20 protein-coding genes are annotated in these 20,778 nt (G+C 53.5%); 17 read left to right on the forward strand and 3 right to left on the reverse strand.

All coding sequences use genetic code 11. The annotated features are described in order from the left end of the window. Positions 1-26: 26 nt before the first annotated feature. The 7 genes from brnQ to ACN085_RS10165 all read left to right on the forward strand — a co-directional run bounded on the left by brnQ (position 27) and on the right by ACN085_RS10165 (position 5,389). Positions 27-1,358: a branched-chain amino acid transport system II carrier protein gene (gene brnQ, locus ACN085_RS10135; RefSeq protein WP_419111448.1), complete on the forward strand. Its 1,332-nt coding sequence runs from the start codon at positions 27-29 to the stop codon at positions 1,356-1,358. Positions 1,359-1,737: 379 nt separating this feature from the next. Further along, a complete protein-coding gene (locus ACN085_RS10140; protein ID WP_419111449.1) occupies positions 1,738-2,190 on the forward strand; it encodes a fluoride efflux transporter FluC in 453 nt (150 codons plus the stop codon). Beyond that, on the forward strand, positions 2,187-2,561 hold the full coding sequence (locus ACN085_RS10145) for a fluoride efflux transporter FluC (RefSeq protein WP_419111450.1): 375 nt from the start codon (positions 2,187-2,189) through the stop codon (positions 2,559-2,561). The genes ACN085_RS10140 and ACN085_RS10145 overlap by 4 nt, the downstream gene beginning before the upstream one ends. Positions 2,562-2,665: 104 nt before the next feature. Further along, positions 2,666-3,289: a VanZ family protein gene (locus tag ACN085_RS10150; protein WP_419111451.1), complete on the forward strand. Its 624-nt coding sequence runs from the start codon at positions 2,666-2,668 to the stop codon at positions 3,287-3,289. A gap of 241 nt (positions 3,290-3,530) precedes the next feature. Continuing rightward, complete coding sequence (locus ACN085_RS10155) at positions 3,531-4,493, forward strand: MIP/aquaporin family protein (RefSeq protein WP_419105184.1); 963 nt, start codon at positions 3,531-3,533, stop codon at positions 4,491-4,493. A 141-nt stretch (positions 4,494-4,634) separates the two neighbouring features. Then, complete coding sequence (locus tag ACN085_RS10160; protein WP_419111452.1) at positions 4,635-5,120, forward strand: hypothetical protein; 486 nt, start codon at positions 4,635-4,637, stop codon at positions 5,118-5,120. Between the two features lie 35 nt (positions 5,121-5,155). Continuing rightward, positions 5,156-5,389 (forward strand): hypothetical protein, encoded by a 234-nt coding sequence (locus ACN085_RS10165; protein ID WP_419111453.1) that lies wholly within the window; start codon positions 5,156-5,158, stop codon positions 5,387-5,389. Between the two features lie 44 nt (positions 5,390-5,433). Here ACN085_RS10165 and ACN085_RS10170 read toward each other — a convergent pair whose 3' ends face one another. Further along, a complete protein-coding gene (locus ACN085_RS10170; protein ID WP_419111454.1) occupies positions 5,434-6,666 on the reverse strand; it encodes an acetylornithine deacetylase in 1,233 nt (410 codons plus the stop codon). 224 nt (positions 6,667-6,890) lie between these two features. Here ACN085_RS10170 and ACN085_RS10175 point away from each other — a divergent pair, with 224 nt between their 5' ends. Continuing rightward, positions 6,891-7,412: a gluconokinase gene (locus ACN085_RS10175; protein ID WP_419111455.1), complete on the forward strand. Its 522-nt coding sequence runs from the start codon at positions 6,891-6,893 to the stop codon at positions 7,410-7,412. Positions 7,413-7,454: 42 nt separating this feature from the next. Further along, positions 7,455-8,861 (forward strand): GntP family permease, encoded by a 1,407-nt coding sequence (locus ACN085_RS10180; RefSeq protein ID WP_419098822.1) that lies wholly within the window; start codon positions 7,455-7,457, stop codon positions 8,859-8,861. Positions 8,862-8,945: 84 nt separating this feature from the next. On the opposite strand, the gene ACN085_RS10185 is transcribed toward ACN085_RS10180, so the two are convergent. Next, entirely contained in the window at positions 8,946-10,610 is a 1,665-nt protein-coding gene (locus tag ACN085_RS10185; protein ID WP_419111456.1) for an alpha-keto acid decarboxylase family protein, read from the reverse strand. Between the two features lie 449 nt (positions 10,611-11,059). On the opposite strand from ACN085_RS10185, the gene ACN085_RS10190 reads away from it, so the two are divergent. The 5 genes from ACN085_RS10190 (at position 11,060) to ACN085_RS10210 (ending at position 16,393) form a co-directional block, all read left to right on the forward strand. After that, positions 11,060-13,057: a DUF6541 family protein gene (locus ACN085_RS10190; protein WP_419111457.1), complete on the forward strand. Its 1,998-nt coding sequence runs from the start codon at positions 11,060-11,062 to the stop codon at positions 13,055-13,057. 220 nt (positions 13,058-13,277) lie between these two features. Further along, complete coding sequence (locus ACN085_RS10195; RefSeq protein WP_419098825.1) at positions 13,278-14,012, forward strand: glycosyltransferase family 2 protein; 735 nt, start codon at positions 13,278-13,280, stop codon at positions 14,010-14,012. Between the two features lie 2 nt (positions 14,013-14,014). Then, a complete protein-coding gene (locus ACN085_RS10200) occupies positions 14,015-14,419 on the forward strand; it encodes a DUF2304 domain-containing protein (RefSeq protein ID WP_419098826.1) in 405 nt (134 codons plus the stop codon). A 7-nt stretch (positions 14,420-14,426) separates the two neighbouring features. Then, positions 14,427-15,530 (forward strand): glycosyltransferase family 4 protein, encoded by a 1,104-nt coding sequence (locus ACN085_RS10205; protein WP_419111458.1) that lies wholly within the window; start codon positions 14,427-14,429, stop codon positions 15,528-15,530. A gap of 26 nt (positions 15,531-15,556) precedes the next feature. Continuing rightward, positions 15,557-16,393 carry a glycosyltransferase gene (locus tag ACN085_RS10210; protein WP_419111459.1) on the forward strand — a complete coding sequence of 279 codons (837 nt, stop codon included), beginning with the start codon at positions 15,557-15,559 and terminating at the stop codon, positions 16,391-16,393. Positions 16,394-16,400: 7 nt separating this feature from the next. Here ACN085_RS10210 and ACN085_RS10215 read toward each other — a convergent pair whose 3' ends face one another. Then, complete coding sequence (locus ACN085_RS10215) at positions 16,401-17,693, reverse strand: hypothetical protein (protein WP_419111460.1); 1,293 nt, start codon at positions 17,691-17,693, stop codon at positions 16,401-16,403. Between the two features lie 86 nt (positions 17,694-17,779). Between ACN085_RS10215 and ACN085_RS10220 the strand changes: the two genes are divergently transcribed. Genes ACN085_RS10220 through ACN085_RS10230 form a run of 3 tightly spaced genes read left to right on the forward strand, consistent with a single transcriptional unit; the run spans position 17,780 to position 20,678 of the window. Further along, positions 17,780-18,790, forward strand: a complete 1,011-nt coding sequence (locus ACN085_RS10220) for a glycosyltransferase family 2 protein (RefSeq protein ID WP_419111461.1) — start codon at positions 17,780-17,782, stop codon at positions 18,788-18,790. Between the two features lie 3 nt (positions 18,791-18,793). Next, entirely contained in the window at positions 18,794-19,204 is a 411-nt protein-coding gene (locus ACN085_RS10225; RefSeq protein WP_419098831.1) for a GtrA family protein, read from the forward strand. Continuing rightward, a complete protein-coding gene (locus ACN085_RS10230; RefSeq protein WP_419111462.1) occupies positions 19,194-20,678 on the forward strand; it encodes a hypothetical protein in 1,485 nt (494 codons plus the stop codon). Before ACN085_RS10225 ends, ACN085_RS10230 begins: the two co-directional genes overlap by 11 nt. The last annotated feature ends 100 nt before the right edge of the window (positions 20,679-20,778 follow it).

Here is a 20,778-nt window from a genome sequence, read left to right on the forward strand (position 1 = left end):
TCAACAAGAATTGATAACCGCCAGAAATGAACACTACTTCTCGATCATCATTTTCTCCTGCAGGTGTCTTGGTGACAGCCTTGATGCTGTTTTCCATGTTCTTTGGAGCAGGTAACCTTATTTTCCCCGCAATGCTAGGCGCAGAGGCGGGAACCAACTTTACCCCTGCAATAATTGGATTCCTGGCTACTGGTGTGCTGATGCCCATTCTTGCGGTGATTGCTCTTGCTGTGACAGGTCTTGACCTTCATGACCTTGCAAGCCGCGGCGGGCGTATCTTTGCCCTGATCTTCCCACCACTGGTCTACCTTTCCATTGGTGCTCTCTACGCCCTGCCTCGCACCAGCACCGTAAGTTACGCCATCGCTGTAGAACCTTACTTTGGCGCCCAAGGCATACTACCCACCCTGATTTTCTCCGCGATTTTCTTTGGGATCTCCTATGTGCTGGCCATGAACCCCAGCGGAATTGTTGACGCTCTGGGTAAGTACCTCACCCCAGCACTTGTGGCTTTATTGGTAGCACTCTTTGTGATGGGTCTTTTAACCCTGCGTGAGCCAGCGGCAACTCCCACCGAAGACTACGCCAGCGGCGCCCTTGCTACAGGCTTTGTCAGCGGCTACATGACCATGGACTCCCTAGCTGCCCTTGCTTTCGGGATTATCGTGATTGCCTCCCTACGAGAAAAAGGAATCACAGCCCGCGGTGACCTGCTCCGCGGTGTTGCTCTGGCCGGTATTATCGCGGGTCTACTCCTAGGGCTGGTCTACCTGGGCCTGGGATACATTGGCGGTCATATTAGGGATGGGCAGGGATTCAAGGACGGTGCGGCCCTGCTGACCGAAGCTGCTCACCAGACTATGGGTAGCGCTGGGGCCCTCGTCTTTGGCCTAATTGTACTTCTTGCCTGCCTGACCACCTCTGTTGGGCTTATCGGTGCGACCAGCTCCTTCTTTAACAAGCTGATTCCCGCAGTGTCTTACCGAGCCTGGGCTATCATCTTCACCCTGATTGCCTTTGCCTTGGCTTCCTTTGGCCTCGAAGGGTTGATGAGCTTTGCCATTCCCATCATCACCACCCTGTACCCTCCGGCTCTCACCCTGGTGATTCTTGCGCTGGTAGAAGCAGGTATTAAGGCGCCCTGGATGAACTTTACCCACCGCTTTGCACTGATCATCTCGGTACTGTGGGCGCTGTGCATGACGCTCTCCTCCCAGGGAATTGGGTCTTCGCTCATTGAATCTCTCATCGGCTGGGCACCGGGCCATTCCTACCAGCTTGGTTGGATTGTACCTACCTTGGTTGCGGCTCTGGTTGGTTTTGTTCTCGACACGACGCGGAAACCCCGTAACAGCTAGATTGAGCGCAGTCAGCTGGGACCTGAAAGCATAGAAAAAGGGAGCCTTGCCTCGCACCTTAAGTGCGGGACAAGGCCCCCTTTCTTCTTAATAAAAGAGGCTCGCGCTGAGGGGAACCACAACCATCAACGCGAGCCCGCTCAACGAGTTGCAAGGCTTAACCCTCCAACTCAAACTCAGGAGACCCCGGCAGGGCCACCAAAATCTTCTTCAAAAATAAACAAGTAACAGCTTGCAACAGACTCTACCCGATGGGAGATTGGAAAGAAACAGGTCTTGATGATGGAAATTTAAAGAAGATGATCCAAGGCTTTGAGGGTCAATTTTACTGCCGGTGACCCCTCCTCAGGATGAGCGAACAAGGTGATAGTCTGGGCGGGTGAAACCTAGCCCCTCAGATGCTTTCCTGGTCTTTTGTGGTGGTGGTGTCGGAGCCATTATCAGGGTGGCTCTTACCGCCCTATTCCCCGATTCTGCAGTAGACCCCCTGAACATGCTCCCGGTAACTATGCTTGCCATCAACTGTGCCGGTGCCCTCATTCTGGGAGTACTGACCGGCTTCTTGAACTCTCGTTCAGGGGGACCCTGGGTAAGGTCAGCACGTCTAACTTTAGGCACCGGTGTGCTGGGTGGATTTACTAGCTACTCATCTTTTGCCTTGGCTCTCGCTCAGCTTGGGGCAGCCGGGCAGTACATAGATGCTCTGATTTATCTGGTGCTCTCACTGTTTGGAGGCTATCTGATGGCTTGGTCAGGGTTACGCTGGGGTAAAGTGCTCGGTGGAAGAGAGCGCAAGGAAAACTACTTTCAGAAGGGCAGGGGCCCGCGATGATTGCCTTGCTTATTTTCTGTGCTGGTGGACTTGGAGCGGCCTTACGTTTTGTGGTCGATAGCTATTTTAAGGCTTATCTCTGCACCCGGCTCCCGCTGGGGGTCTTCTTGATTAATGTGACCGGATCCCTGTTCTTAGGCCTGCTGACCGGGGTGATAACCCAGAATCAGGCTTCTGATCTTTCAGAAGGTCTTGGACTAGTCTTGGGCGCTGGTTTTCTTGGCGGCTACACGACTTTTTCTACTGCCCTTCTTGAAGCAGTCACCCACCCCGGTAAGGCTGGACCCTTGATTCTTGTCCTGCTACAAGCTGTGTGCGCAACCTTGGCAGCTGCCCTGGGGCTTATTGTAGGGGGATCCCTAGCCCTTTGAGGGGCAGTTATCAGGTGAAGGCCTAGCCCATGAAGGGAACAATAAAATTGACCTCTTATACAAGGGGTTAGAATAAAGGCCCCCGATTCCTACACCCCTGGACTATGCGCTACTACCTTAACTACTCTCTACCTGTGATTCAGCAGGCTATCTGGCTGTGGCTTATATTAGCTCTTGTTGCTCTTCCCCTGACCTGGTGGGGCAGCCGCCACCTTGCTACCCGTGCCCTCATGCGACGGCTGGGGCGTACCTCAATAGTCCTGCTCTACGCCACCGGAGTGGTCGCCTACACCCTACTTCCGCTGCCGGATCGGGACACCTTTGTCTGCCCGGCGGGGTGGGGCAATACCTACCCCCGCTTCTTCCTGGGATGGAGCCTACAGTTTGCCCTGCGGGAACACGGTAGTCTGCTCGAAGCCCTTTTTTCCACCTATATCCTGCAGATGCTCCTCAACATCTTGCTCTTTATCCCCTTTGGGATCTTTGCCTACCTGTTCTGGAAAGCCCATTTTCGTACCGTACTACTGGCCGCCTTTGGGGTCTCCTTGGTTATTGAGTTGACCCAGCTCACCGGGCTCTGGGGATACTACGGGTGTGCGATCCGCACTTTCGATGCCGAGGACCTTTTCAATAACACCCTGGGTGCTGTGCTGGGCTGGACTTTTGTGGCGGCTTGGCAGTGCCGTGGCTACCTGTTGGAGACACTAAAGCGTCTTTTTGCTCGCTAAATGCGGGAATCTGCGCTTGTGAATCCCGGCTAGATTCTTAGTAGGTGGAAATAAATTATGGGTTTTCAATCACATTATCTTGGGTAAATCGCAGGAAATCGCTTAAGTGTTAGAGCACTTTTACCCCTAAGGTCTTGCCCCAACAAACCCACTCATTCACACTTAAACGCAACCGAAACAATTATTTGGGTGAAGACACCGGATAGCACCGGCCCCACGCCCCAGACCGTGCGGAGAACCTGTGAATACCATCAGCCCCTACCTCGCTGAATTCCTTGGCACCATGATCATGGTAACCATCGGTTGTGGTGTCATCGCCACCGTAGAGCTACGCCGCTCAAAAGGCCACGGTGACAACTTCTTCACCATCGCTTTCGGCTGGGGCTTCGCAGTAGCATTTGGTGTGTACGCCTCCCACCACTATTCCGGCGGCCACCTGAACCCCGCCGTTTCTATCGGGCTAGCTGCCTACGGCGAATTCGAGTGGGCCAAGGTGCCCGGCTACATCCTGGCCCAGGTGCTGGGTGCCATGGCTGGTGCCTTTATCGTCTTCCTCAACTACCTACCTCACTGGAAAGCCACCGCTGACCGCAAAATCAAGCTGGGTGTCTTCGCCACCGTTCCCGCCATTCACAACTACTTCACCAACGCTCTCTCCGAGATTATCGGTACCTTCATGCTGGTCTTCTCAGCCCTCTATGTGGGCGTGAACTTTAGCCCTGCCCTCGAAGGCTCCGCTCTGACGCTAAACCTCAACGACGTACTCAAGCCCCTTGCCTTCGGCTTCATGGTTACCGTACTGGTCATCGGCCTGGGCGGTCAGACCGGCTACGCACTCAACCCTGCCCGTGACTTGGGCCCCCGCCTCATGCACACCCTGCTCCCTATCCATGGCAAGGGCCGATCACGCTGGTTCTACGCCTGGGTGCCAATCGCTGCACCTATCTCCGGTGGCATAATGGGCGGCTCCTTCTTCAAGCTCTACTACGACGGTCAGTTCTCTATCTTCCAGATCATCTCAACCGTTCTGGTGGTAGCCGTACTTGGGTTTGGGCTATGGGCTAACACCCACATGTACCGCTCCAAGTCTGCTGAAATCCTGCCCCAGGTAGAAGACACCGCCGCAACCGCCGCATCAGCTGCCGCAACCTATGTACCCACCGGCCAGATTCCCGTGGTCGACAAGAAGCACTTCTGGGAGTAAGACCCACATACAGCCCTTTGCGCCTACCCCGTCCACCTCAAGCTCCTGCTTACAGCAAGTTAGCAGGAAATAGACCCGGGGTAGGCACTTTTGTTACGGTGCCTTTAGGCAGACTATCGGCAGGGTATCTACACTAGGCTTATGGTTGCCAGCTATCACTTTGTGCCCTACCCCCTAGCTCCCGGACTGCACCCCGTTCTGGCAGGGATCCTCACGGTTCCTGTCATCGAAACTCACCCCGGGGAACCTGGCACCATCATCTATGTGCAAGGGGAAATTGAACAAGACCCTTACCACCCGCCGGGCCGTTCTGAGATGAGCGTGACCTATAGGCCCGAGACATCTGCCGGCATCACAATTCGGGCTACCTACACGCAGAGAACAAAGACCTGGGACATGAGCCTAGTGACTTCGCCTGTGATGGGGCAGCCCGGCTGTCCTTTGCTCAAAGAGGTGAGCCCTGGGGTCTTTGAAGGCAAACTCCCCGGGGACGACGAAACGGGACGAGAAACCCGGGCACTCACCGCTTTTATGGGTGCCGTGCGCGCCCTCATCGAAAGAGAATGTGGCCCTGATCCTTACCCGGCGGCAGAGATACTCGCACAAACTGCTGGGTTCTCACCCTGAGTTCCCTCACCCGCGAGCTCATCGGTGACTGGGCCATGCTCTGGGAATCACTTGACCACAGCCTACCTTCGCACGAGGAAGAAAATGCAGAGGGGCCTGCTGCTCCCGCCACCTCTTCTCACGACCAAGAAAACCTCTACCAACGGTGGGTAGCCCTGGGTAAAGAACTCCAGGGACGGCTGGCAACCGAGCTGGGGGAAAACTACACCGTGGAGACCATCTATCGCCTTGATACCACCGAAGACCTAGGAGACCTGCTCAGTAGGTAATAGCAACTCAACCTTGCAGTTTGGAAGAACCTATTGACAGGTTCTTACTGGGCGCTGGTTGCCCATGCCAAAACCTTCTCCATAAAGCGTTCGCAGGCCTCAATCTGGGCTAGCTCAATCCATTCGTTAGGAGTATGCGCCTGTGCAATATCACCAGGTCCGCACACCACAGCCTGCACACCGCCATAGAGGGCAAACTGGCCAGCTTCGGTACCGTAGGTAACCTTAAGAGCTTCCCGCGACCCCTCACGCCCTGCCCAGTCATTAGCCAGACCAATAATCTCAGCATCACCCGCAGTGCCCAGCGCAGGAACAACAGCCAAAAGCTCGTGCTCAATACCCACCGCCGTCTCAAACTCACCGGCAGAAACACCCGCCAATTTCTCCGCATCACGGGCACGCGACTTAAGGGCTGGTAGCAAATCGTCGGCTATCCTAGCCTCAAGCTGGGCTATCACTTCATCGGTCGTCATCTGAGGTACCGTGCGAAAGTCGTACTCCAAGACCACATGCTCACCCACAATGTTGTACTGGATACCCCCACGCGCAAAATTCACTCCGCCAGTGGACGACGGAACAATAAAACCCTCATCAAAGGGGCCGTGCTCCCGCCAGCCTGCCGCTAGCTGCTCAAAGAAAGTAATGAACTCCGCCGCAGGAGCTAGAGCATTAACCCCGTGGGGGGCTAGTGATGCGTGCTTAGCGACACCGGTAAAAGTCACCCGGCCCCGGTGGGCGCCCTTATGGGCCGAAATGACCTGCATCATGGATGGCTCACCGATTACTGCGAAATCGGGTTTTACCCCGCGCTCGCGGAATTCTCGGATCATGGACGGTGCTCCTACACACCCAATTTCTTCATCATAAGAGAAGGCGCAGTGTAGGGGACGGGTGAGCTGGGCTTGGGCGATGCGGGGGAGTAGCCAGAGAATAACCCCGATAAAAGACTTCATATCCGATACTCCCCGGCCATAAAGCTTGCCATCGACTACGCGCGGTGAAAAAGGGGCAGTAACTGTCCAGGCTTGACCCTCAACCGGAACCACATCGGTGTGCCCCGAGAGCACCAATCCGCCACTAGTAGATCCATCGCTGGCCGGAATGGTGACAAAAAGGTTGGTGCGCTGGCCGTCATCGCTGTGTGTGAAATAGGGGGTGAAACCATACTTCTCAAATTCTGCGGAGATGAGGTCGATGACTGCCCGATTACTGGTCTGGCTAATGGATTCGGTGCGAATAAGCTTTTCGATCCAGGGCAGGCTGGCAGGTGTAGACACTGGTGTCCTTTCAGGGGATTAAGCTGATTTCCAGCTTACTCCCGCAGGGGACTCTAAGAGTGAATATGCCAAATAAAGCATGTTATTTCTATTCTCCGATGGAGGAGGATCTAAAAGGATAAGAGAATATACCTGAGGGTGAAAATCCTAGTCCTTGGCTTAGCCTAAGACCTGGTAAAGCAATAAATTAGGGTTCGTGACCCCCTCGGTGCATAATAGGAGGAATGAAAACACATGGCGCGCATCATATTGTGGTGATGGGGGTCAGTGGCACCGGGAAAACCAGTGTCGCCCACGCTCTGCGTGATGAGCTGGGCTGGGAATTCATCGAAGGAGATGACTTGCACCCAGAATCCAACATCTGCAAAATGAGCGCAGGAATACCCCTCAACGACTCTGACCGAGGCCCTTGGCTAGAGAAAATTGCCTCCTGGATTCAGGAAGCAGATAAACGAAAAGCTAAGACCCTGGTCACCTGCTCGGCCCTTAAGCGCGCCTACCGCGATGTACTCCGAGAAGCATCACCGGGACTTGTGTTTCTGCATCTCACCGGCGATAAAGACCTAATCGCTGAGCGCATGAAGAGGCGCACAGGCCACTTTATGCCGCTTTCACTACTTGAGTCACAGCTAGCTACCCTAGAACCCCTCCAAGAGGATGAAAAGGGTGTAGCCGTAGATATCTCAGGGGAGATGCCCCAGGTCCTTGAGAGAGCTTATGCAGCTCTAGGCCTTAGCCTGACCTAGCCCGTAACCACATCATCTTATCCATCAGGAAAGTAGTTCCTCATGCCCCTCCCCGACGACTGGAGTCAGAGCCTGACCGCAGGCCCGCTTCTAGCTATAGCCGCCGGTGCAATTTTGCTCCTGCTACTTCTCATCATCAAACTGAAACTACATGCCTTTCCCTCCCTGATCATTGTCAGCCTCCTGACCGCAGTAGCCACAGGCATACCGATTACCAGTGTTGTACCGGTCATGCTCAGTGGCTTTGGGTCTACACTTGCCTCCGTAGCCCTGCTGGTGGGACTGGGCGCAATGCTGGGTGCTCTGATTCAGTACTCAGGTGGCGCCCAGGTGCTAGCCAATAAGCTGATCACAGTTTTTGGTGAGAAGAGGGCTCCTATTGCCCTTGGCGTCGCTTCAATGCTCTTTGGCTTCCCCATCTTCTTTGATGCCGGGCTGGTTGTCATGCTACCCATCGTCTTCTCAGTAGCTCGCTGGGTCGGAGGTTCCTTGCTCTACTACGGTATTCCCGTTGTAGGTGCCTTCTCGGTTATGCACGTCTTTGTTCCACCCCACCCTGGGCCGGTATCTGCCGCAGCATTCTTTGAAACAAATGTAGGAACCCTACTACTTGTCTCACTCCTGATCGCAGTCCCAACCTGGTACCTGGCAGTCTACCTTTTTAGCAAGCTGGTAGCCCAGAGAATTAACCTACCGGTTCCGGCACTTCTGGGGTACGAAGAAACTCAGGAAGATCCTACCAACCCGCCCTCTTTTGGAACGGTTCTTTTTGTTCTGCTCCTACCTATGGCCCTTATTTTTTTCAATACGGGCCTCAACACCCTTGCCACCGGCGGTGTCCTACCTGAAGGTTCAGCCAACCAAACCTGGTTCCAGGTCCTACGGCTCTTAGGAGAGACTCCCGTTGCCCTGCTCATCACCTGCCTAGTTGCCATGTACCTGCTAGGCTTCAAGCGTCAGGACCAGGCAGCCGGACTACAAAAGATTATGGACGGCGCCCTGCCCGCTGTCTGTTCGGTTATTCTGATTACCGGTGCCGGCGGTATGTTCGGTGGGGTCCTGCGCTCCTCAGGGATTGGTAATGCCCTAGCTGATGTACTGGGTGATTTAGGGGTTCCGCTGATTTTTGCAGGCTTCATGATTGCGGCCATCTTACGTGTAGCTCAAGGCTCAGCCACCGTAGCTCTGACTACCGCTGCTGGCCTGATTGCCCCCGGTGTTCTTGCAGCTAACTACAACTCAATTCAGCTAGCCGCCCTGGTCGTCTCAGTTGCCGCCGGTTCTGTAGTGCTCTCCCACTTCAATGACTCAGGTTTCTGGCTGGTCAGTCGCTTCTTCCGCATGGATGAAAAAACTACGCTCAAAACCTGGACCGTCATGGAAACCCTGATCGGCATAACTGGTTTTGCCGGTGCCCTGGCAGTTTTTGGAGCCGCAAGCCTACTCTAGAGCCTGACTCCCTGAGAAAGGTCAGATGACCTCAGAGGCCGCCCCTTCTGTTGAGGGGGCGGCCTCTGAGCTCTCTATGAGTTATTACTTCTTCTTATTGAGCTGGGCAGCCTGTGCACCAAACTTCTCTAGAAGCTCAGGCATGTCCATGGGGGCGGTGACAACCTCCACAAAGACCAGCTTGTCGCGGGTTTCACGAGCAAGGCGGCAGGCCTCGTCAAATTCACGAATAGTGGCGGCTCGAAGAATAACAGTGTTGTCCTCTCTTCCCCCAAAGGCGCCGGGAATCTTTGACCAGTCATAGGCCGTGATGTCGTTGTAGGAGGCGGTGACACCGTGGATTGAACGTTCAATGGTGTAGCCATCATTGTTGATCAGGAAGATAACCGGGTTGATCTCTTCACGGATAATTGTGCCAATCTCTTGGATCGTGAGCTGGGCAGAGCCATCGCCCACCATCAGTACACCGCGGGATCCCTGGTCAGCCATAGCCGCTCCCAAGAGAGCCGGAATGGAATAGCCGATCGACCCCCATAGTGGCATGCCAATAAAACGTGAGTCCTTGGGGAACTTGCGGGTAGCCATACCAAAGAAGGAGGTGCCCATATCGACTACCACGGTGTTCTTAGAATCCAGGTTGGATGAAAGAACCTTCCAGAGGGCGTCCTGGGTGAGTGCCTCATCGGTAATCTGGGGGAGTGGCTCCTGGGTGGTGGTTGCCTCAAAGTCGGTACCACTGAGCCCCAGCTCCAGCGCGACTTCCTTCACGATGGTCAGCGACCTGGCCATGGTCAGTGGCGCATAGTGGCGGCCCGCGATACTGGTGCTCTCAGCCGCAACATTGATTACCCGGCTAAAGTCAATGGAATGGGAGTAGATGCCGGTGGTGGTATCGGTAAGCTCTACACCAGCGCAAATAAGAACCTCGGCATCCTCAACTACGGCACGTGTCGGCTCGGCAGAAAGCCCACCCACATAGATACCCGCAAAATTAGGTTCCGTCTCATCGAGAACAGCCTTACCCCACATGAGTGATGCGAAGGGGAAGCCGGTTTCGGTCACCAGGTCCCGCACCTCAGCTACGGCACCTAGCCTCTCGGTCATAATATCGGCAAGTACAGTAACCTTCTTACCCTGCATAAAATCAGCTACTGCCTTGCGGAAAGCCTGTTCAATATCGGGTGAGGAAACCTTGCTGTCTACCTCAAGTGGCTGTGCCGGTGGGGTGGTAGGCATAGTGGATACATCAACAGGGAGCATCAGGTAGCCGGGCTTGCGCTGAATGACGGCGCTTCGGATCACGCTGTCGATGTCACTGGCTGCAGTGGCGGGGTGGATAGCGGCTACAGCGGCAGAAACCTCCGAGGCCATACGCATGAAATGCTTAAAATCCCCATCACCTAAGGTGTGGTGCATACGCAGGTGGGAGTTCTGCGCCGCAAGGCTAGGGGCACCCACAATATGGATGACGGGGACGTTTTCTGCGAAAGAACCGGCAGTTGCGTTAATAGCGGACAGTTCACCTACGCCGTAGGTGGTAACTAGCGCACCCAGCCCCTTAACACGGGCGTACCCGTCTGCGGCATAGCCAGCGTTCAGTTCGTTGGCGTTGCCCACCCAATCTAGCTTCTCATGGGCCAGAACATCGTCCAGGAAAAAGAGGTTAAAGTCCCCCGGGACGCCAAAGACCTTATCGACCCCTAGCTCAGCCAAGCGATCGAGAATATAGCGGCCTACGGTATAAGTCATCGTCGACTCCTTCTCTAGTACATCATGCAGGTTATTAGCACCTGCCACAGTCATCTAACAGTTTAATCGCTCCTGCAAGACCCCCCCGAGCCGGTTTGCGCTTACTCTTGGTCTGAGGGTGCACAAATGGGTGTTTAATAGAAGATCCGCCTGTATGTGAGGGGCTCTAGGGGGGAGCTTATGCGGTGATTGTTGCGGTTTCGGTAAGAAGGGGATGAGAGCAAGGTCCTGAGGTATAGCGGGTACGGAAGAAAGATAGTGTGCAGGAGACTAGCCCGCCCTAGCTCTGAGCTTGCCCGGTACTTGCCGTGATTTCTGCAGGTTTAAGCCCGGGATTAACAAGGCTCAAGAATAATATGTCTAAAATAGGAGATACTTTTGATCCGAACCCATAGAGCTCATGGGTTGAGTTATACCGGATATTTTATCCCCGAAAGGTAGTGGGACTGGTGAGCTGGTCTGTTCTTGTGCTTCCGGTTGTTATCTGTGTGGCGCTTCTTGTTCTACCGGGGCTATTCCTTGTCCTAGCGACAGGCCAGAAGGGGCTAGATGCCCTAGCCCTCTCCCTGCCTGTATCGGTGGCCACTATTGGGCTAAGCGCCATAGTTGCACCCCTGTTGGGGATCAGGTGGTCTATAGCTGTTCTCTGCCTGAGCGGGCTCATATTAGCCCTCCTTACCTACCCGCTGATGCGGTTGATGCAGAGATATAGGTGGTGGGATGCCCCCCTGCCCCTCACGGCGGGTAGCCCATCCACACTGAGCCAGTCACAATGGTGGGGTCCTCAAAGTATTTATTCTGTCTTAGGATTTTTTCTAGGGGTTGCCCTCCTGGGCCGCGGTATCCTGGGCGTTCTCGGTAGCCCAGATGCTATTGGGCAGTCCTTTGATGAGCTCTTTCACCTTAATGCGGTCCGGTATATCGCTGAAGAGGGCAATGCCTCGTCCTTCTTTGTCGGGACAATGACTATTGACGCCGACTCATCCTTTTACCCGGCTGCCTGGCATGCTATCCCTGCCTTGGCCCTTGGGGCGGCTCAAGATTCTGTTCGGGTGGCAGTCAATAGCATGGCTTTAACGGTTGGTGCTTTTGTCTGGCCTATCAGTACCCTCTACATGGTGCGCCATATCCTGAGGAATAACCCGGTATCGCTGGTGGGGACAGGGGCTATTTCGGCATCTTTTATAGCCTTCCCTTTTCTTCTCATGCGCTGGGGGATTCTCTATCCCAATAATTTGGGAATTGCGCTCATTCCTGTGGGTATAGGCCTAGCTGCTCAGATTTTTAGACTTGCGCATTTGAGGACCCTAGCTAGTGTTCAGGGAATTTTCCTGGGGATTTTCGTTTGCCTAGGCATAGGCTTGGCCCACCCTAACGCGGCACTTACTTTGCTGGTTCTTTGCCTACCTATGGTTGTGGTTCGCATGTACCTACAGGTGCGCGCTGCCCTCAGGGGGCAACTGGGTTGGCTAGCTACCAGCTTCCAGTTGCTGGCGCTCTTTTCCTGCCTCCTGGTCTTAGGCGTGCTGTGGGTGCTGATGCGCCCAGATATTGAGGCCGGACGTCACTGGGTTCCCGAACTAACAGCCTCGCAGGCTGTGGGAGAGGGTCTGGTCAACGGAGTCATGAATACCGGTGCCCTCTGGGCTGTCAGCCTTTTGGTGATCGTCGGTATATTTGTGACGGTTGCCCAAAGGGATAAAAAACTATGGATTCTGGGTAGCTGGCTAGTGGCTATGTTCTTTCTGGTAGCTATCCGTCACCTAAATTACGATGAAGGCCGGTACGAAATTACCGGTGTCTGGTACCAGGATGCCTACAGGGTTGCTGCTTTTACACCCGTGGTAGCTCTACCCTTGGCTGCCTGTGGCTTATCTGCAATGAGTCAGAAATTGGTTGATTCTTTCTCCCCAAACCTGCGGGGGCGGGTGAAGGATGGAGCTCTATGGGCCGCTCTTATCTTGATCTTTCTGGCTCCCTTTACCTATTGGGCCCAGAATGCAGTGGGTTACACAGAATATCTCCAGAAACTTAAGAAGTACTATACGGTGACCGACTCAAGCTACCGGGTCTCCAATGACGAAATCGCTCTCTTACAAGAAATCAAGGGAGCCTTGCCCCAGGGGTCCACCATTGTGGTGAACCCAGAGGATGGAGGGGCCTACGCGTATGCCATATCTGGCTATGAGGTCACCTCTAAGCATATGCTTGCTGACGTCACGGAAGATCAGAGGACGCTTAAGCTCCATTTTGATGAGGCGGCTACCGACCCTGATGTCTGCCCGGCTATGCGCCGGGAAAACGCCTTCTACGCCTTGGATTTCACACCTCCTCCTGGTCAACAAAAGGCAAGTGGCTTTGATCACTTGGGGGAGGATCTCCCCGGCTACACTCAGATTGATCGTGTGGGGGCTGTCGGCTTGTACCGGGCTGACCTCTGCATGTAGCCCTCGAGCTAGGGCTTTGAGGTTGCCCCAAAAGAGGTAGGCTAAGCTTTTGAGCACATCCTGCGCAGAAAGTGTTCTAAGCTGGGTGGTTGAGAGACTCAGCTTGGTTTAGGGCCTGCCGGCGGTGGACTGGGGAAGGGGCTCGGCCGGACTATAATTGAGGCTAAGTGCCACAAATAAGGCCCTAATTAATATTTTTTGTGAGGAGAGCTCCACGCCCATGCCTGCGGAACCCCTAAGAGGTAGTCTGAGTACCCTCATCATTATGCCCGCCTGGAATGAGCAAGACGTTATTGGCCGAACTATTACAGAGCTCTACGCCGTAAAACCGCAGGCTGATCTTTTGGTTGTTAACGATGGTTCAAGAGATAGAACAGCTCAGGTAGCCCGTGAGGCAGGCGCCCTGGTGCTGGACCTGCCCTATAACATGGGCGTGGGAGGTGCTATGCGTGCAGGTTACCGTTACGCCCAGCGGATGGGCTATGACGTTGCCCTGCAAATGGACTCTGATGGCCAGCACCCCCCAGAGTATATCGACACTCTAGTAGAAGCCCTTGAGGGAGCGGATATAGTCATTGGATCGCGTTTTGCTGGGTCAGATAGTTACAGTGTGCAGGGGCCCCGCAAATGGGCCATGCACCTGCTGTCCTTTCTTTTCACGCAGATATCGGGTGAGAAATTTACGGACGTCACCAGCGGTTTTCGTGCCGTGAATAAAAGGGGAATTGACCAGTATTGCGACTTCTTCCCAGCGGAATATTTGGGTGACACCATTGACTCCACAGTTATGGCCATACGAGCTGGCTGTAAAGTGATTCAAGTCCCAGTTGAGATGCGAGAACGTCAAGGAGGCAAACCCTCATCCGGACCTCTTAAATCAGCTGTCTACCTGATGCGCTCTTTTTTCGCCTTTGGTATATCCATGACCCGTAAAAAAACAGAAAGCGGGAAGTAGTCGTGCCATCTAACATATTTTTTCTGATCCTGGCCATTCTCATATTTGCTATGGTCTTTGCCCAAGTCCGCAATCAAAAGATGAAGGAAAAGTACGCCGCGCTGTGGCTGCTGGTCTCGGCAACCATCATTATCTTAGCTATCTTCCCGCACCTTTTGGGGGCCCTGGCACAGTTAGCCGGGGTTGTTATGCCTGTTAATCTGCTCTTTATGTTAGCGATTATCATGCTTATAGGGGTCTGCTTACACCTAACATTAGACCTGTCTCGTTTGGGGGAAGACACCAGAAGGCTGGCCGAAGAGGTAGCAATCTTACGGTCCCAGCTGGAAAAGCCAGATCATAGATCGGGGCCAGCTGCTATCTTGAAGGACCAGCCAAGCCAGGCAGCAAACCATAAGAGGAAATAGCTAGGGCATGAATATTGCTTTTGTCATTAATAATTACCCTCCCAAGGTGGGCGGGCTAGAACAGCATGTCTCTGCCCTAGCCGCTGAACTTAAAGACTTAGGCCACCAGGTGACGGTACTTACTTTAGGGGCCAAATCCCACTTCGCGGTAGAGGAAGGTATCAGGGTTTACCGGCTCAAAGAGTATCTTACCGTGGATGGAATTTTAGGTTTTCCCTCACCGCTGGGAGTCCTGAAAATTGCCCGTCTGCTCAAAAGCGAAAAAATAGATATCATCTCGGTTCATACTAGGTTTTTTAGTATGAGCTGGATAGGATCCGCCTTAGGGAAAATCCTGGGAATCCCCGTTCTGCATACTGAACACGGTTCAGGTTTTGTAGCTTCGGAAAAAGCTTTAATTCGCACTGCCAGCCGACTCGTTGATCGGACCTTGGGTGTTTTGACCCTGCGAGCGGCTTCACGGGTTATTGGGGTGTCAGAACCCTCCTGTGATTTTATTAAAAGACTTGCCGGGGTGGAGGCTGAGGTTTTCTATAACGTTTCTCCACTTCCTGCCCTAGCCCCTGAAGATGTAACTTTTGATCGTAAAAAGTTGGTCTTTCTGGCCCGGCTTGTGGAGGTTAAGGGTTGGAGAACCTTCCTTGAGGCGGTTCAGCTCCTAGCAGCTGATGACCCGGGGATCAGAGCTCTTGTTTTAGGGGCGGGGCCCGACCTTGAAAAGGCTCGTACTTATGCTAGTGAGCTGGGTATAGCTGACCGCGTAGATTTTAAGGGGTTTGTGGATCATTCCACGGTAGCCCGGGAGCTGGCCGGTGCTACCTTGGTCAACCCGACTGTTGCCGCTGAGGGCTTCCAGACCACCATTATTGATGCATACGTTTCACAGGCTGCTATTGTTACCTACGATGTTTCTAGCGCCCGCGTACTTCAGGAATCCGGTGTTCGAATTCGCATCGTGACTGACCGCGGGGCAGAAGAGCTGGCAGCTGCTATTGCCGCACAAATCGCAGAGCACGATGCTCAGCCCCGCCCCATTCAGAGCCTAGAGCAGTGGGGGTGGCCTAGCCAGGCTAAAAAATACGAAAATATCCTCACAAGCTTAGTGAAATAGTCACCTCTGATAGGGAGTGGTTGCCTATGAAACCCGTGCCTGAACTTTCCGTAGTGATTCGAGGCGGCGATATTAATGACTGGCTATGCAAAACAGTTGAGTCTACCCTCAACAGTCAGGGCCTTAACCTTGAAATTATTTTGGTCCTCAATAGCCCAGATGTCCCATTAAAGGGTGAAGCCCTTGAGTCTCAGGAAAGAGCCTACAGCTGGCTTCGGGACCCACGACTGACTGTGCTTAGGTACGACCGCTACATCGGTGTTTCAAACGCTATGAGAGTTGGTTGTGAAAATGCTCGGGCGGATTTCATCGCTAACGTGGATGGTGATGATCTGGTGGATTCAACCAAATTCCGCACCCAACTGGACTATCTGGCTACCCATCCTCAGTGTGTTCTTGTGGGTACCGGTGGACGCCTAATCGACGGTACCGGTCAGGTTACCGGCCATTTTAAAATCCCTCTCGGTGATGATGTGCGCCGAAGTATGCTTCTGCTGAACCCCATACCTCACTCTTCTATCGTTATGCGCGCCCAGGCATACAAGGAGGTCGGCGGATACCGTCAGGACCTGGAACAGTTCGAGGACTATGATCTCTTCTTGCGGCTAGCCAGATTAGGCGCTGTAGCCACTCTGCCTGGGCCTGGTATCAGCTACCGTGTGCACTCGGAAAATATCAGTAAGGGTGCAGGTGCCCGGGGTAGACATATCAAGGTAGTGGCTCAGGGACGCCGTCAGCTGGCTAAGGTGCTGGGTGTTCCACTGTTCCTTGCTCTGCCCCAGCACTTTATCTGGCGAGCTGTTCAGTTTATCCGGGCAGCTGGCCTTATCCGACCTTTGCACGAGTACTTTAAATTTTTGTAGGTAAGGTCTAATGCCTAGAACGGAAGAGGGCCTGCATTCCAGCAAGATGCACCGCTGCACCTACCAGCGGGCTGGATATGAGGGCAAGCAAGGTTCTGGCCTCTAGCCCCAAAGGGAAGATGAGGCAGACCAAAGCGGTGAGAAGGGTGGCGACCCACCCGAGCAGGTAAATACGGTGTGCCCCCATAGCCAGGGCCGCCGTCCCTGAGAGGGTAGTAAGAGCTAACAGTGCTGCTGCGAAGGTTAAGGCGGCCAAGAAGGGGCCAGTCAGTTGCCCAGCGTACTGTGTATAAATCAGATCGAAGAGCAAGGGGCCGATGAGCCAGGCCGCTAAGGCACCCACCACTCCCAGGCCGACTAAGCCCGCTATGGGTTTAGCTAGAATCCTTGCGGGGCTTTGACTTTGGGTGATGAAGTAGGAGACCGCCACACCCTGAAAAGCCTGAAGAGGGAGCATAATGGGGGCTCTAGTGATGGATATACCCAGAATGATTGCCGCCATCAGGGTAGCTTCTTTTGCTGAGCTGGTGGAACTGGTGGCTTCAAGAAATACGGGGAAGCCCGTAGACATGGCGGCCATAGCCAGAGCCGTTCCCACCGCCAGCATCATGCTGATATAGGTAGTCCTTAGGTTACCGCTCAGGCGAATCGTGAGTGTGGAGCGAATCTGCGGTGAGAAAAGGATAAAGAAGATCCACAAAAAAGCGGTAGCTAAAAAGGACAGCTGGAAGCCTAGCGGACCTGCTCCGGTCACCGATGCAAGGTAGGTGCACAGCAAACAGAAGATACCGCCGGTAGCGATCAGAAGAGCATATTCGGTCCAGGCTCGGATCCCAGCGGCTGCACCGATAAAGTAAACGTGGCAGGCGTAAACGGTGGTGGTTAAGGCGATCAGGAGGGCTGATCGAAGGTCCTTAGCCGGAAGCACCGTCCCTAACCATACGGGAGTGAGGGCGAGGAAAACCAGGGAGCAGGTGACACCAACGAGCACTGCAGCTAGAAGGGGGTTATAGGTTGGTGAGCTACTGGAGTGCTGGTTTTTGAGACCTGTCCCAGCCCGGTCTTGCTGGGCAAGCCCCAGGAGCCTGGCTGATTCCTGTTGGACACCCAGAAGTGTTGCAAAGACAAGGGAGGTAAGGGACCAGAAAACGAGGAAGTCCTTGCCCTCCTGAGGTCCCAGGGAGCGGGTTGCAAGCCAGGTGACAATAAAAGTGGAGACGGCGCTAATAACTGATGAGCCGGTGATAAAAAGAGACTGCCCCTTGCTGATGACAGGTTGCTTGGATAAATCCTGCTTCACGAGCCCTCCAGTTTGATTCCTCATAGCCTTTAGTCCCTCTAGTCTAGTGGTGGTGAGGCTGTCGCCCGGTGCCGTATCATGGTTCTGTGACCAATCCTTCCTCCCCCAAGCCTGACCAAGGTGTAGCCGTCCTGTCGGTAGTGGTTCCTGCTTACAACGAAAGCGAAGGTATCAGAACATTCCATGAGATGCTACTGATACCGGCGCTTGACGAGATGCGCGAGGAGCTGAGCCGATTGGGGCAGGTCCCCTATGAAGTGGTTTACGTGAATGATGGTAGCTCTGACAGTACATTAGCTGAACTCCACGCTCTTGCAGACGAAAAAGAGAACATAAGGGTCGTTAACCTCTCGCGTAATTTTGGTAAAGAAATTGCCACAACTGCTGGTATTGAAGCAGCTACCGGTCAGGCTGTGGTGATGATGGACGCAGACGGACAGCACCCGCCTGCCTATCTACCAGAGTTCATAAGGCTCTGGCAGGGTGGGGCCCAGGTCGTTGTAGGGGTTCGCTCTAACGATGCTGGCGGCTTCTTTAAAACCCAAGGTTCCCGCTACTTTTACCGCATCCTCAACTCAATTTCTGATAGCCAAACTGTGCCTCGGTCTACTGACTATCGCCTACTTGATCGGGGCGTGGTCGATGAGTTCCTCCGCCTAGGTGAGCGTAAACGCATCACTCGGGGGCTCATTGATTGGCTAGGTTTTAGGCGAGAGTACATTGAGTTTGAGGCTCCAGAGCGTCTGGCCGGTGAAGCCACCTATGATATGCGCAAACTGGTAGGTCTTGCACTTAATAGCTTTACCACGATGAGCATTAAACCACTCTTTATTTTTGGCTATCTAGGGGTCATGATTACCCTGGTAGCATTCATCACCGGTATTTCCATTATCGTGCAACAGTTTATGATGGGTGACCCGCTGGGGTGGGACATTACTGGGTCAGCTATGGTGGGCATCCTGGTGGCCTTCCTCGTAGGTATCTTGTTGATAGCTCAGGGGATTCTCGCGGTGTATATGTCACATATCTACGTGCAGGCTCAAGGGCGGCCTCTCTATGTGGTTGATCGTTCCTCATCACGCAATCTGGCAAGGTAAACCATGCTCGGTTTAATCCGTAAAAATCAGACCTTGGTACGTTACGTTCTAGTGGGCGGGGTCGGCGTACTATTTGAGCTTGCGGTCATCTTCGTGATGATCCGGGTATTCACTGCAAGTGATAGTCTCGCGGTCACTGCGAGCTACTGGCTCGGCGTTATTTTCTCTTTCTTACTGCAGAAATTTTTTGCGTTTGAGAATAAGGACGTTCGTGCTAAAACCGTGAGCTACCAAACCGCTGCGTTTGCAGTTCTGCTTGGGTTTAATTACCTCTTTACCTTGGTTTTTGTGCATTTTACGGCCGAGTTTTTAGGGATCTATCTTTCCCGTATGGTTGCACTAGCCATTACAACCGGCTGGAACTTCTTTGTCTATAAATTAATTATCTTTAGAAAGCCAAGCCATGTCTCATAGCTCTCACGCCCGCGCTGTAACTAGTAGGTTTTCAAGGGTAGCGGCTACGATACTTGCCACTGCCGCTCTTGTGGCGTTTGGAACCTTTACCTACTTTGCCACTCAGGCAAGTATCATTGCCGATGACTTTAGCTACTTTCATGCCTATGAGCAGGCGGGTAATCCTATAAGTTATGTCACCCACCACTACATGACCCACAATGGGCGGTTGGGGCAGGCCGCCTTCTTTGCCTTTGCCTACGCAGTCTTTGGTCAGGCCTCCTTGCAGATTATGCCTGTTTTTATGCTGGTCATGATCGTTTCTTTGGTGGCTTATATGGTGCGCCGTCTAGTGGCACTGACTGTGGCGCCGCTAGTTGTCTCCTATAGCGTAGCTACCCTCTTCACCGTAGGAGCTTTGATACTCACCCCGAGTATGTTTGATTCCTTCCTCTGGCTTACCTCAAGCACCGTATATCTGGGTGGCCTCACCTTTACACTGTTGGCCTTTTCTCTGGCGCTGTCGATGAGTTTTAAAGACGTGCGGCTACCAGGTATTTTAGTGTTGTTCCTGGTGACGCTGTGGGCGGGTATGTTCACTGAGCCCCTAACTATCTGCACCGGTCTTACCGGGTTTGTCATACTCTTGAGTGGAGTTTTTACGGGTAAGGGGGCCTTGCGCCGTCTTGGCCTTCCCCTGTGGCTGGGCTCAATTGTAGCCTTTGCGCTCATTTATTTTTCCCCGGGTACAGCAGCTCGCCGTGAGTACTATGGGACTGATATTTCTATTGGAGAGATTCTTAAGAGTCTCCCCGCGAACTTCCGGCTCTTCACAGAGCACTCGCAAGAGTGGGGGTATCTACTTGTCGTGGCCGCAGCTTTAGCTGTTTATGGTTTTGCTTCAACCCAGTGGCACGAAAACCTCAAGTTCAGAAAACTACTAATGGTTACCGTACTGGTATTCCTCATCTATTTTGTGGGCCAAATTTTTGTTGCCCGAACAGGTAGCCCCGAGATAGCACTAAGAACCTTCACAAACCCCACTTTCGCTCTAGCAAGCTGCTGTGCCCTGGTTATACTTGCGCTGGTTCGACTCCTAGCACCTCGGAAGGAGCAACAATCGGTAGTGCTGGTGCTACCTTGTATCCTCCTGGGGTTTTCACTCATTTCAGCCGTGCCCTATGGTCAAACGGTCTCTCAGGCACTTACCATGCGCGCTACTCAACTTGAGGTACGCGCGCAATCTGTAGCCGACCAACTGGCATCTGGAGATGCCCATTCCCCGGTTGAGCTAAAGCCACTCAATACCCCCCTCGTAAGCCAGGCCGTTGACCTCAACTACAATCATGTACCCCAAATTGAGTGGGTCCTTGATGCGATTAGCACCTGGTACGGAGTGGATCCCGAACGGGTAGTTATAGGTCAGGAGCCCGAGGGCTACTGCCTGCCTGCAAGCCCTATCGTCAAGTCGTGGATGACATGCAATATGCCTTAGGAGTCCGTGAATACTATTCTGACAAAGGCTAATAGCGGGGTGTGATAGACTCCCTCAGTTATTGGCCTGAGATTTGATAGAAAACTTGGGATATTCGATA

The organism is Rothia sp. P4278, assembly GCF_048512945.1.
In the GTDB taxonomy this organism is placed as follows: domain Bacteria; phylum Actinomycetota; class Actinomycetes; order Actinomycetales; family Micrococcaceae; genus Rothia.